This is a genomic window from Streptomyces lateritius, from assembly GCF_014649715.1.
Classification (GTDB): Bacteria; Actinomycetota; Actinomycetes; order Streptomycetales; family Streptomycetaceae; genus Streptomyces; species Streptomyces lateritius.
Map to the genome: position 1 here is coordinate 378,627 of NZ_BMTO01000006.1, position 12,870 is coordinate 391,496.

General features: G+C 73.1%; 11 protein-coding genes and 1 pseudogene. 6 read left to right on the forward strand and 6 right to left on the reverse strand.

Annotated elements, in window-relative coordinates:
• Window positions 1-83 precede the first annotated feature (83 nt).
• Together IE136_RS14890 and IE136_RS14895 are read left to right on the forward strand one after the other, a co-directional pair.
• Window positions 84-1,946 carry a serine/threonine-protein kinase gene (locus IE136_RS14890; protein ID WP_189600560.1) on the forward strand — a complete coding sequence of 621 codons (1,863 nt, stop codon included), beginning with the start codon at window positions 84-86 and terminating at the stop codon, window positions 1,944-1,946.
• Window positions 1,928-2,809: a TIGR04222 domain-containing membrane protein gene (locus tag IE136_RS14895; RefSeq protein WP_189600561.1), complete on the forward strand. Its 882-nt coding sequence runs from the start codon at window positions 1,928-1,930 to the stop codon at window positions 2,807-2,809. The genes IE136_RS14890 and IE136_RS14895 overlap by 19 nt, the downstream gene beginning before the upstream one ends.
• Window positions 2,810-2,919: 110 nt before the next feature.
• Here IE136_RS14895 and IE136_RS14900 read toward each other — a convergent pair.
• The 4 genes and pseudogenes from IE136_RS14900 to IE136_RS14915 form a co-directional block, all read right to left on the reverse strand.
• A pseudogene (locus IE136_RS14900) lies at window positions 2,920-3,111 on the reverse strand (GntT/GntP/DsdX family permease); the annotation flags it as partial.
• A 75-nt stretch (window positions 3,112-3,186) separates the two neighbouring features.
• On the reverse strand, window positions 3,187-3,597 hold the full coding sequence (locus IE136_RS14905) for a RidA family protein (protein WP_158989855.1): 411 nt from the start codon (window positions 3,595-3,597) through the stop codon (window positions 3,187-3,189).
• Window positions 3,594-4,343, reverse strand: coding sequence for an IclR family transcriptional regulator (locus IE136_RS14910; protein WP_158989853.1), 750 nt, complete (start codon window positions 4,341-4,343; stop codon window positions 3,594-3,596). Before IE136_RS14910 ends, IE136_RS14905 begins: the two co-directional genes overlap by 4 nt.
• On the reverse strand, window positions 4,340-5,512 hold the full coding sequence (locus IE136_RS14915; protein ID WP_268247928.1) for a sugar kinase: 1,173 nt from the start codon (window positions 5,510-5,512) through the stop codon (window positions 4,340-4,342). The genes IE136_RS14910 and IE136_RS14915 overlap by 4 nt, the downstream gene beginning before the upstream one ends.
• Before the next feature lie 123 nt (window positions 5,513-5,635).
• Here IE136_RS14915 and IE136_RS14920 point away from each other — a divergent pair, with 123 nt between their 5' ends.
• Window positions 5,636-6,904, forward strand: a complete 1,269-nt coding sequence (locus IE136_RS14920) for an alanine racemase (RefSeq protein ID WP_189600562.1) — start codon at window positions 5,636-5,638, stop codon at window positions 6,902-6,904.
• Window positions 6,905-6,918: 14 nt separating this feature from the next.
• Window positions 6,919-8,517 carry an N-acyl-D-amino-acid deacylase family protein gene (locus IE136_RS14925; protein ID WP_189600563.1) on the forward strand — a complete coding sequence of 533 codons (1,599 nt, stop codon included), beginning with the start codon at window positions 6,919-6,921 and terminating at the stop codon, window positions 8,515-8,517.
• Window positions 8,518-8,622: 105 nt separating this feature from the next.
• On the opposite strand, the gene mptB is transcribed toward IE136_RS14925, so the two are convergent.
• Both mptB and IE136_RS14935 read right to left on the reverse strand, forming a co-directional pair.
• Complete coding sequence (gene mptB, locus IE136_RS14930) at window positions 8,623-10,062, reverse strand: polyprenol phosphomannose-dependent alpha 1,6 mannosyltransferase MptB (RefSeq protein ID WP_158989847.1); 1,440 nt, start codon at window positions 10,060-10,062, stop codon at window positions 8,623-8,625.
• A gap of 186 nt (window positions 10,063-10,248) precedes the next feature.
• Window positions 10,249-10,782 carry a hypothetical protein gene (locus tag IE136_RS14935; protein WP_158989845.1) on the reverse strand — a complete coding sequence of 178 codons (534 nt, stop codon included), beginning with the start codon at window positions 10,780-10,782 and terminating at the stop codon, window positions 10,249-10,251.
• 137 nt (window positions 10,783-10,919) lie between these two features.
• On the opposite strand from IE136_RS14935, the gene IE136_RS14940 reads away from it, so the two are divergent.
• Window positions 10,920-12,131, forward strand: a complete 1,212-nt coding sequence (locus tag IE136_RS14940) for a pyridoxal phosphate-dependent aminotransferase (RefSeq protein ID WP_158989843.1) — start codon at window positions 10,920-10,922, stop codon at window positions 12,129-12,131.
• Window positions 12,132-12,213: 82 nt separating this feature from the next.
• Window positions 12,214-12,606 carry an SCO4983 family protein gene (locus tag IE136_RS14945; protein ID WP_158989841.1) on the forward strand — a complete coding sequence of 131 codons (393 nt, stop codon included), beginning with the start codon at window positions 12,214-12,216 and terminating at the stop codon, window positions 12,604-12,606.
• Window positions 12,607-12,870: the final 264 nt, after the last annotated feature.

Sequence of the window (12,870 nt, forward strand, 5' to 3'; positions counted from 1 at the left end):
GTCCGGGACAGGGAGAACCGTGGCCGAGCCGCCCCCCTCATGTCACTGTGGAGACGGGACCGGTACCACGGGGGAGGTACGGCATGACGGGGGCGCGCGTAGAGGAACTGCGCGGGGACGATCCACGACAGCTCGGTCGCTACCGGCTGCTCGGACGGCTCGGCTCGGGCGGCATGGGCCGGGTCTATCTCGGCCGCACGCGCGGCGGACGGCTCGTCGCCGTGAAGACACTGCTCGCCGAGGGGGTCGTCGAAGAGACCGACCGCCGGCGCTTCGCGCGCGAGGTCGCGCTCGCCCAGCGGGTCACCAGCGTCTACACGGCACAGGTGCTCGACGCGGACGCCACCGCCGACCGGCCGTGGATGGCGATCGAGTACATCGCCGCTCCCTCACTGGCGGAGCTGGTGCGCGCGAAGGGTGTGCTGCAGGCCTCGGCCGTGCGGTGGGTCGCGGCCGGGACGGCGGAAGCGCTGGTCACCCTGCACCGGATGGGCATCGTCCACCGCGACGTGAAGCCGCAGAACATCCTGCTGCCCCTGGACGGGCCCCGCCTGATCGACTTCGGCATCTCGCACGCCAGCGACCTCACCCGGACCCAACTGACCCTCGGGACCATAGCCTTCACCTCTCCGGAGCAGGCGCGGGGCGAGGAGTCGACGACGGCGGCCGACGTCTACTCGCTCGGCGCGACCCTCTTCCACCTCGCCGTGGGCCGGCCGCCCTACCCCGTGGACGGGGACACGCTGCGACTGCTCGCCCGCGTCCAGCGCGGCGACCTGGACCTCGGCGGGCTGCCGAAGGAGCTCACCCCGCTGATCCGTCCGTGTCTGGCGACCGAACCGGCCGCACGGCCCGAACCGGGCGAGGTCCTGGAGCAGTTCACCGCCTCGCTCTCCGGCCTGCCGAACTCCCCGAGCGGCAATCGCTGGCTGCCACCGCGCTGGACGGAGCTGATCGGCGCGTACGAGAGCCAGGGGCGACGCCTCCGGGAGACAGGGGCGGGGACGGGGACGGGGGCGCGAGAGGCCGAGGGGCCGACCGTGGACCAGAGGACGAGCGCGGTCCCGCCACCGCACCCGACCAGGGTGCTTCCGGAGGAGCGGGCACGCCGCGCCGACCAGGCACGGGCTGCCCAGGCCGCCATGGCCGCGGCCCTCGCCGCCCAGGAGGAGCAGCTCAGGCGAGCCCGCGCCTCCCGGACACCTCCGACGCCCCCGGCCCGTACGCCCTCGCCGCCCGCCCCGTCACCGGCACCGGCGCGCAAGAGCGGCGGCGGATGGTTCGGGATCCTCCTGCTCGCCCTCGTGGCGTTCTTCATCTACGAGACGAACACCGGCAACTCCGGTTCGACGGGCAGGGGTTCGTCCTCGTCGCGCTCCACCTACGACGCGTCGTACGGCTCCGGCTCCACGTACACCCCCGCACCGACTCCGACACCGGACGCCGTGGACCTGGCCTTCCGCTCCGTCGACACCGGCGACTGTCTCACCGCCTTCGACGACGGCTACGATTCCTGGTCGACGAGGACGCCGCAGACGGTGAGCTGCTCCGCCGCCAACGCCTATCTGCGGGTGACATCGGCGACCGAGGGCATCGACTTCGCGGACTGCGCCTCCGGCAACGGCCGCGGCTACTGGTACCACTCCGGCTCGCGCCACTCCTTCGCCACCACGCTCTGCGTGGAGCGACAGTTCCGCAAGGGCCAGTGCTTCGTGGCCAAGCGCAGCGGCGACACGATCACCGCGTCCCGGACCCTGAACCTCTGGAACTGCGACGCGACCAAGGTCCCCAAGGGCTTCAACACGGTGCTGCAGATCACCGGTTACCACCAGGCCCAGAAGTCCTATCCGGCCGGCTACTGCTCCCGGAGCCGTGACGACCGGAACATCTACTGGACCTACGAGGTCGACGGGGGAAGGAACGTGCTGTGCACCACGGCGGTCTGACCTTGCTCGTGCCGCTCCTCGCGGGCGGCGGGACGCTGTTCCTGCTGGTGGCCAGGCGGGCCGAGGGTCGTGCGCCGGGGCGGCCGGCGGACACGCCCGATCCGGCCGATCCGGCCGATCCGGCCGATCCGGCCGACCCCCTGGCCGTGGCGCTGCTCGCCGGCGGCCCGGAACGGGTCGCGGACACCGTGCTCCTCGCGATGCACCAGGCGGGGCTCCTCGTCCTCGACGGGAAGAAGGCCCGTGCGGGCGAGAGCGAGGCATACGGCTCGGACCGCCTGCGCCTCCTCGTACGGGAGAAGACGGCCGGAGGCGAGGTGGCCGCGCACCGGTTGCACGAGGCGTTGGTGACGTCCGGTCGCATGAAGGCCCTGGACCAGGAGCTCGTCAAGGAGGGGCTGTTGTGGCCGCCCGCTCCGCTGCGGGCGTGGCGGCGGGCCTGGCGGTGGCACCTCGCGGTCTGTCTGCCCTCCGTCTTCCTCGGACTGTTCACCGCCGGCGGGAGCGGTGACGCGGCCTGGCTGAACGCCACCTCGCTGCTCGCGTTCGCGCTGCTGGTGGCGAGCCTCTTCCTCGCGCCCTTCGGCCGGTTCTCGCCGCAGGGCCGGCTGACGCCGGCGGGCGCGGCGGCCCTGGCGCGGCTGCGGGAGACCCACCGCCACCTGGACGGCTCCTCCTGGGCGGACGCCCCGGCCTGCGGTCACGAACGGGGCCACTCCGGTCCGGAGGCGGTCGGCGTGGCCCTCTTCGGCACGCGCGGGATACGGGACAAGGGCCTGCGCCGCGCGATCCGGAAGGCGAACGAGCGGCCGTCGTCCGGCGGGGGCGGCTGCGGCGGAGGGTGCGGCGGCTGCGGCGGGTGAGCCGGCCGTATGACGCGGGAGGGCTCAGACGGCGAGGCTGAGGGCGGCCGCGACGGCGAAACCGGCCAGGCAGAGCACCGACTCCAGGACCGTCCAGGACTTCAGGGTGTCCCGTTCCGAGATCCCGAAGTGAGGGAGACGGCGAGCAGTGCGACGAAGGGCTGCAGCCGGACCTTGATGATCAGGACGAGGAGGAGGGCGATCCCGAGGGCAGCGACGGTCAGCAGGCCGGCGGTGCCGGGTAACTGGAGCAGGAGACCACCGGTGTGGGGCTGCACGGGGAGCACCTCGTTTTTGGGCAGGGGGGAGCGCGGCACGGCGTTCCGGGGACGAACGCCGGGCCGTGGGGCGGTGGTTGCAGGGGAATCAGCTCAGGTTCAGTCGAGGACTGCCAGGGCGTCGATCTCGATGAGGAGACCCTTGGGGAGGCCGACGTAGACCGTCGTACGGGCCGAGGCGGGGGCCTTGAGGCCCTGCTCCTCGAAGTAGGCGTTGTAGATCTCGTTCATCTCGGCGAAGTGGTCGACGTCCGTGAGATACACGCGCATCATCATCACGTCGTCCCAGCTCGCGCCGCCCTCCTCCAGGATCGCCTTGACGTTGGCGAAGGTCTGGAGGGTCTGTTCGCGCAGGGTCGGACCGGCGGGGGTGGGGGCCTGGCCCTCCACGGCCGGGAGGAAGCCGACCTGGCCCGCGACCTGGAGGATGTTGCCCTTCCTGACGCCGTGCGAGAACTTCGCGGGCGGGGCGGTGTGGGTGGCGGGCGTGAGGGCGGTCTTCTCGGTCATGCGGGGTCCTTGCCTGAGTAGTCGCGGCTGATGGCGTCGGCGGTGCGGCGCACCAGCGGGAGCAGGGTGAGGAGTTCTTCGGCCGTGACGACCACATTGGGCGCCGAGACCGACATGGCGGCGACGACCCGGCCGTCGGCGCCACGGACGGGGGCGCCGACGCAGTTGATGGACTCCTCGTGGCCACCGAGGTCGGTGGCCCAGCCCTGTTCGCGTACGGTCGCCAGCTCCGTGAGGAAGGCGGCGGCGTTCGGGGTCGAACGGGGCGTGTACATGGGGTAGTCGAGCTTGGCGGCGACGGCGCGCCGCTCCGGCTCGGGAAGGTCGGCGAGGAGCAGTTTGGCGACGGCGGCGACGGTGATCGCGACGGGCTTGCCGATGCGCGAGTACATCCGGACCGGGTAGCGGCTCTCGACCTTGTCGATGTAGAGCACTTCGCTCTCCTCGTACACCGCGAGGTGCACGGTGTGCCCGGTCTGCTCGTTGAGCGCGGCGAGGTGGGGGTGGGCGATCTCGCGGATGTCGAGGTTCTCGACGGCCTCCTGGGCGAGGGCGAAGAGGCGGGCGCCGAGGCGGTAGCGCTGGTCCTGCTGGCGGTGCACGAGGCCGTGCTCGTGCAGGGTGCGCAGCAGGCGCAGGGCGGTGGACTTGTGCACCCCGAGCCGGTCGGCGACCTGTCCGAGGTCGGCGGGGCCCTGCGCGAGCAGCGGCAGGATGCTCAGCGCGCGGTCGACGGTCTGGCTCATGGCGTACGTCCCTCCTGGTCCGCCCCGGTACGCGTCCAGCCGGGGCCGAGGTGAAGTCTCCCCCAGGCCGCGTCGTCGAGGGCGACGAGCCGGTCGGCGTGGGCGATCCAGGGGGAGCGCCGCGGAGCTGCTGCGTGAGGGGTGGCGGGCGGGCGACGGGCGGGCGGGTGCCCGAGGTCGCCGGGGGCGGTGAGGGCGGCGGCGGCCATGAGGTGCCCGTGCCGGATCCGCTCCCGTACGGGCAGTCCGCGCAGCGTCCCGGAGAGGAACCCGGCGGCGAAGGCGTCCCCCGCCCCGACGGGCGCGACGACGTCGACGCGGGGCGCGGCGGCGAAGGTGACGGTGTCGGTGGGCGTGGGGGTGTCGGTTCCGGTGGGCGTGTCGGGGGCGTGGCCGCCGGGACCGGCTGGAATGTCCCGCTCGAAGACAACCGCGCCCCGGCCGCCCCGCTTCACGACCAGCGTCGCGGGTTCCGGCAGCAGGGCCCGGACCGCCTCAGGACCCGCCACCCCCCATGCCGCCTCCGCCTCGTCGGCGCCGACGAAGACGAGATCCGCGTCCCGCGCCAGCTCCAGCAGCACACCACCGCCATGAGACGCTTCGCGCCACAGCGCCGGGCGGAAGTTCACGTCGAACGACACCGTCGGGCGGCCCTCGCGAGGTGCGGTCAGTTCGCGCATCAGGGCGAGGCAGTCGTCCGAGAGGGCGGCCGTGATCCCGGACAGGTGCAGGACGCGGGCGTCGCCGACGGCCTCGGGCCCCACCGTCGCCGGTGACATCGCGGACGCCGCCGACCCGGCCCGGTAGTACACGACCTCGTGCTCGTCCGTCGCCCGGTCGGTGGCGGTACGGAAGTAGATCCCGGTCGGCCTCAGGGCGTCCCGCCCGACCGCCGAGACGTCCACCCCGTAGGCCCCGATCGCCTCGACCAGATGGTCGCCGAAGCCGTCCTGCCCCACTTGGCTGACCCACTTCACGCGGTGTCCGGCCACCGCCAGGGCGCAGGCCACGTTGGACTCGGCGCCGCCGATGGTGCGGGTGAAGGAGGGGGCCTCGGCGAGGCGGCCCGGCCGGGAGGGCAGAAAGGTGACCATGGACTCCCCGAGGCAGGCGACGTCCACGGACCGCCCGTCCACGGACCGCTCGCCCACGGTCGGGTTTCCGCTCACTCGGGCTCCTGGGCGATCATGCGGGTCCGTTGACCCGGCGTTGGCCCGGATGTTAGACAGCTTCAAGCGGTATGCGCAACGGGTGTTGCGTATGTTGCAACACCGCAATACGGAGGAGACCCCATGCCCGCAGAACTGGCGAACGAGCGCGTCGACCACCGCTTCAAGGGGCTGCCCCCGGACGCCGAGGGCCTGACCGTCGGCGAGCTCGCCGCCCAGCGCCGTAATCTCTTCACGGGCGGCTTCACCACTCCCGTCCTCGCCCTCTCCGCCGAGTCCGTCGAGCACAACCTCCGCCTCCTGGAGGCCTACGCCGAGCACCACGGCCTCGCCTTCGCCCCGCACGGCAAGACCTCCATGGCACCCCAGCTCTTCGACCGCCAGCTGGAGCACGGCGCGTGGGGCATCACCGCCGCCGTCCCGCACCAGACCCGCGTCTACCGCGCCCACGGCATCGCCCGGATCTTCCTCGCCAACGAACTCGTCGACGCGCCCGCCCTCCACTGGCTCGCCACCGAGCTCGACGCCGACCCCCGCTTCCGCTTCATCTGCTACGTCGACTCCGTGCGCGGGGTCGAGCTCATGGACGCGGCCCTCACCGAGGCCGGCGCGACCCGCCCGGTGGACGTCGTCGTGGAGCTCGGCGCCGGCGAGGGAGCTCGTACCGGAGCCCGTACGGAAGCCGACTGCGCCGCCGTCGCGGACGCCGTCGCGGCGACCACCACCCTGCGCCTGGTCGGCGTCGCCGGCTACGAGGGCGAGGTCCCGCAGGCCACCACCGAGCGCGTACGGGAGTGGCTGAACCGGCTCGTGGCGCTCGCCGCCGACCTCGACAAGGCCGGCCGCTTCTCCCCCGGCATCGACGAGATCGTGATCAGCGCTGGCGGCAGCGCCTGGTTCGACACGGTCGCCGAGGTCTTCGCCGAGATCCCCGGACTCTCCCTGCCCGTCCTGAAGTTGCTGCGCTCGGGCGCGTACGTCTCGCACGACGACGGCCACTACCGCCGTCTCACCCCCTTCAACCGGGCCCCTGAGGAGGGCGCGCTGCAGCCCGCCTTCCGGCTCTGGGCGCAGGTCGTCTCCCGCCCGACCGCCGAGCAGGCGTTCACCAACGCGGGGAAGCGGGACGCGGCCTACGATCTCGACCTGCCCGAGGCGCAGGTGGTCCGCTCCGCCCGCGACGGCTCGCAGCGCCCGGCCACCGGCATCACCGTGACGGGCCTGTCCGACCAGCACGGCTGGCTCCGCACCGCGCCCGAGGCCGGCATCGAGGTCGGCGACTGGCTCGGCATGGGCCTCTCCCACCCCTGCACGTCCTTCGACAAGTGGCAGCTGATCCCGCTGGTGGAGGCGGACGGCACGGTCGTCGACTACATCCGTACGTTCTTCTAGAGGAGCCGGTCACCATGGACCTCGTCATCCGTGACGTGGACGTCGTCGACGGCTCCGGCGGGGACTCCTACCGCGCCGACGTGGCCCTCGACGGCGGCCGTATCGCCGCGATAGTGAAGGAGGGCGCGGCGGCCGGCTGCCAGCGCCCCACCGCCCGGCGCGTCCTGGACGCCGAGGGCCTCACCCTCTCCCCCGGCTTCATCGACATGCACGCCCACAGCGACCTCGCGCTCCTGCGCGACCCGGACCACAGCGCCAAGGCCGCGCAGGGAGTGACCCTCGAAGTCCTGGGCCAGGACGGGCTCTCGTACGCGCCGGTGGACGACCGCACGCTCACGGAGGTCCGCCGGGCGATCACGGGGTGGAACGGCGACGGCTCCGACATCGACTTCGACTGGCGCACGGTCGGCGAGTACCTCGACCGCCTCGACCGTTCCCACGGCGGCAGGGGCATCGCCGTCAACGCCGCGTACCTCGTCCCGCAGGGGACGGTCCGGATGTACGCCGTCGGCTGGGACGACCGGCCCGCCACCGACGCCGAGCTGAACCGGATGCGCCGGCTCGTCGCCGAGGGCATGGAGCAGGGCGCGGTCGGCATGTCCTCCGGGCTCACCTACACGCCCGGCATGTACGCGCCCGACTCCGAACTCACCGAACTGTGCGGGGTCGTGGCGCGGTACGGCGGTTACTACTGCCCGCACCACCGCTCGTACGGCGCCGGCGCGCTCCAGGCGTACGAGGAGATGGTCGCCCTCACCCGGGACGCCGGCTGCGCGCTCCACCTCGCCCACGCGACGATGAACTTCGGCGTGAACAAGGGCAAGGCGCCGGACCTGCTGTCCCTCCTCGACCGGGCGCTCGACGCCGGCGCGGACATCAGCCTCGACACGTACCCCTACGCCCCCGGCTGCACGACGCTGGTCGCGTTGCTGCCGAGCTGGGCGAGCGAGGGCGGCCCGGAGGCGATCCTGGCCCGGCTCCGGGACGAGGCGGCCTCCGAGCGGATCCGCCACCACCTGGAGGAGATCGGCTCGGACGGTTGCCACGGCGTCCCGGTCGAGTGGGACACCGTCGAGATCTCGGGGGTGAGCGACCCGGGGCTCGCTCGGTTCGTGGGCCGCCGCGTGGACGGCTGGACCACCGTCCGCCGGCTCCTCGTCGAGGACCGGCTGGGCACGACGATCCTCCAGCACGTGGGCCACGAGGAGAACGTCCGGGCGATCATGCGCCACCGGGTCCACACGGGCGGTTCGGACGGCATCCTGCGGGGCCTCAAGCCGCACCCGCGCGCGTACGGCACGTTCCCCCACTATCTCGGGCGGTACGTGCGTGAGCTGGGCGTGCTCTCCCTGGAGGAGTGCGTGGCGCACCTGACCTCCCGCCCGGCGGCCCGCCTGCGCCTGCCGGACCGGGGCCTGATCCGCGAGGGCTACCGCGCGGACCTGGTCCTCTTCGACCCGATGACGGTCGCGGCGGGCTCGACGTACGCCTCCCCCCGCAGACTCCCGACGGGCATCCCCCACGTCCTGATCAACGGCACCTTCGTCATCGAAGACGGCAAACGCACCGACGCCCTCCCCGGCCGCTCCATCCGCCGCACGCCGGCAACCTGACGGCCCCACGCCCCGCGCTCCCCGCTGTGGGCATTCGTTCCGCCGGGGCGATGGGAGTCCCCTCGGACGGAGCCCGGGGGACGGTGGGCGCGGCGGACGGCGGCCTTACGGGCGCGTCCGCTCCATGGGGCCGGTCACCACGAGAGCCTCACCGCCGCGAAGACCGGCCGCCCCCGACGCCCGCCGCACCCGCACGAGCCCCAGGACCAGCACCACACCACCCATCACAAACCCGTACCACGGCGTATGCCCCGACGGCGCCGTCTCGTACACGAGCGCCCCCGACACCACCCCGAGCACCGCCCCCAGCCGACTCCCCCAGCCGACCGCGCCCACAGCCCCCACCGCCACCGTCCCCCACAGGACGTACCACGGCTGCACCATCGGCGAGAGCGCCACCAGCCCCACCAGCGAGAGCCCCAGCCCCAGGACCGGATCGATCCGCCCCTGCCAGGCCCGCCACGCCAGCACCAGAATGATCACCACCGCCGCCAGCAGCCCCAGCGTCTGCACCACGCTCTTGACCGGCTCGGGGTCGTCCCCGACCAGCAACCCCAGCCCGAGCCCCACGTCACTCGTCACCGACAACGCCGTGTGGATGGCCCCGGCGACGCTCTGCGTGCGGAGCCAGCCGAACCCGGTCCCGGCGACGAGCGTCGCGCCGACCGCCACGGCCCCCGCCACGAGCCCCGGCAGCAGGAGCCCCTTCACCAGCCCCCGTACGCCCCCGTCCCGGCGGGCCACCATCACCCCGATGAACAGCAGCGCCACCGCCGCCGGTGACTTGATCATCATCGCCAGCCCGACGAGAACGCAGCCGGGCACCCACCGCCCGCGCACCGCGAGCAGCACACCGCTCAGCATCAGACCGATCATCAGGCCGTCGTTGTGCATGCCGCCGACGACGTGGATCAGCAGCAACGGGTTGAGGGCCGCCAGCCACAGCGCCCTGCTGTCGCCACCCAGCCCCCGAACGGCCCAGACGATGAGCGCGAGCGCGCCCAGCGCGATCAGCCGCATCCCGAACACGGCCGGCACGATCTCGCCACCGGTCAGCCGCACCACCGCCTGGGCGAGGACGAGGAAGACCGGGCCGTACGGCGCGGGTGTGTCGGTCCAGTGCCCGCCGACGCTGTCGGCGGCGTCGGCGCCCAGGTCGTCGGGGCCCAGGACGGAAGGGCCGGCTCCGTAGACGTCGTGGCCTTCGAGGACCATCGCGCCCTGGGCGATGTAGCTGTAGACGTCGGCGCTGTACAGCGGCGGGGCGAGGAGCAGCGGCGCGGTCCAGCACGCGAGGGTCACCAGGATCCGGTCACGCACCCCGTCCGCCAGCAGCCGCCCGTACCGCCACCAGGCCGCCACGAGCAGCGTGAGCCCGAGGTACGCGAGGACGGCGCCGGCGACCGTGACCATCGAGCCGCGCGGGACCCACAGACCCCACGGCTCGCGTACCGGAAGCGTGCCGGCCGCGAGACCGCCGACGGCCACGGCGAGTGATCCGGCCGCACCCAGCCACCGGCATCCGGAGGCGCTCAGAACCCACATGACGGGTCAACCTATCCTGACCCGCGCGACCGGGCCGGTTCCGGTGACCGGCGCGAAACACCTGGTGACAGCGGCGATACGCGCGGTGCGCGCGCCGCACCCCGACCCGGGTGCGGATGCGGATCCGCGCGCACCCGCCGTGCCCGCCGCCGCACGGCCGCACTCACCGCCCTCGCCGCACGCGGCTCACTTCGGTCGCTTCGAGGCGCCCGGAGCCGACCCCGACTTGCCCGGCCGGCCGCCGGAACCGTCCGTCGCGGCGGTGGGCGAGGCGGTCACGGCCCCCGAGCCCGCCCCCGCGCCCTCGTCCCCGGACGGAGTAACGGAGGCGCTCGGAGTCGCGGCCCCGGTGGCGGCCGCGGATTCCGTGGCCGTGCCCGGCCGCGGCGCTCCCGTGCCCTCGCCCGATCCTCCGCCCGAGTCCCCGTTCCCGTCCCCGTTCCCGTCCCCGCCCGCCCCCTCGGAGTCGCCGCTCGACGAGGGGTCCGCCTGGATCAGCGCGGGCATCCCCGGACGCCGGTCGTCCTCGGACCGCGACCCCCCGTCCTGCCCGGACCGGAACGTTCCGCCGACGACCGCTGCGACAACGGCCGCGAGGAGTCCGACGCCGAGGACGCCCCCTCCGAAGAGTCCCCACCGCACGCCCGGCGCGCGGCGCGCCGACGCGTGCCGGCTGCGGCGCTCCGGGGCGCGGGGGGCGCCGCTGTCCTGGTGGCTCATGGCCGCGAATTCTAGGGATCACGCCGCCCCGAGAGCGAGCCAGGTCACATTCGCGACATACGCCCGCCCCTCCCCGTACCGCCCGACGTGTCCCAAAACACGAGGCGTCCCGTCCCGGCCCGCCGTAAGCTCTCGACATGCAGGTGATCCAGTCCACGAAGCTCGCCAACGTCTGTTACGAAATCCGGGGCCCGGTGCTCGAAGAGGCGATGCGGCTGGAGGCTGCCGGTCATCGCATCCTCAAGCTCAACACCGGCAACCCGGCCGCCTTCGGTTTCGAGTGCCCGCCGGCGATCCTCGAGGACGTGCTGCGCAACCTCGCCGACGCCCACGGCTACGGCGACGCGAAGGGCCTGCTCTCCGCCCGCCGCGCGGTGATGAGCCACTACGAGACCAAGGGCATTCCGCTCTCCGTCGAGGACATCTACCTCGGCAACGGTGTCTCCGAGCTGATCCAGATGTCGATGCAGGCGCTGCTCGACGACGGCGACGAGGTGCTCGTCCCCGCCCCCGACTACCCGCTGTGGACGGCCTCCGTCTCGCTGGCGGGCGGCACGGCCGTGCACTACCGGTGCGACGAGCAGGCGGACTGGATGCCGGACCTCGCCGACATCGAGCGGAAGATCACCGACCGCACCAAGGCGATCGTGATCATCAACCCGAACAACCCGACGGGCGCGGTCTACGACGACGAGATGCTCCGCTCCCTCACGGAGATCGCCCGGCGCCACAACCTGGTCGTCTGCTCGGACGAGATCTACGACAAGATCCTCTACGACGGCACCACGCACACGCCGACCGCCGCCCTCGCGCCCGACCTGCTCGTCCTCACCTTCAACGGGATGAGCAAGAACTACCGGGTGGCCGGCTTCCGCTCGGGCTGGCTGGCCGTCTGCGGCCCCAAGGCCCACGCCTCCTCGTACATCGAGGGACTGACGATCCTCGCCAACATGCGCCTGTGCGCCAACATGCCGGCGCAGCACGCGGTGGCGGCCGCGCTCCAGGGCCGGCAGTCGATCGAGGACCTGGTCCTGCCCGGGGGCCGGCTTCTGGAACAGCGGGACACGGCGTACGAGCTGCTGACCCGGATCCCGGGTGTGACCTGTGTGAAGCCGAAGGGTGCCCTGTACCTCTTCCCGCGCCTCGACCCGAACGTCTACAAGATCAAGGACGACCGCCAGATGGTCCTCGACCTGCTGCGGGCCGAGAAGATCATGGTGGTGCACGGCACGGGCTTCAACTGGCACGAGCCGGACCACTTCCGGATCGTCACGCTGCCGAACTCCCAGGACCTGACGGACGCGGTGACCCGGATCGGACGGTTCCTGGACGGCTACAGCCAGCCGTGACGACGAGCCTCTCGGACGCCACTCAACTTTAGACGAAATCTAAGCTAGGATGGTCGCAGAGCTACTGCAGGAGGCCATCCCCATGTACGAACCGATCCGCACCAAGTCGGTCCACCGGATGGCCGACGACGCTCCGGACGCGTACCCGCACCGCTCCCGCGAGGAGGAGCTGGACATCCAGCTCGCCGGACACCTCGCCGCCCTGCTCGCCGTCACGGACGAGCTGGGCGACGCGACCGCCGGCGACCTCATCGCCGAGCAGGTGGCACGGCTGCGTGGCGCGCCGCCGGCCCGCCACGCCGGACTGAGCGGCTCGCCCGCCCCGTCCCTGCACCGCCGCGCGCACGCCCTCGCGGGCCGCGCCCTGGTCGTCGCCGCCTCCCGTGCCGACACCGCCGCCGCGATCCTCGCCGCCGAGCGCATGGACGCGCACGCCGCCGCCCTGACCTCCCCGGATCTGGTCAGCGCCCCCTGACGGCCCCGGTCCGCGCGCCGCGGAGGCCCGCGGACCGGGCGCCACTCACCCGTCCGCGCGCCCTGCGCCCGGCACACCATCCGACACCGTCGGCGCGACCGCCATGCGCCACTGCCGCGACCCTCGGTCGAGGCACCACGACGGCGCCCGGCCACGTCCGCGAGAGCGGCGCCGGCGCGGCCAGAAGAGAGACACCGGCCCCCGAGGCCGTGAGGGGGCTCGGGGGCCGGTGTGCGTCGTGGCGGGCCGTTCGTGACCCCACTG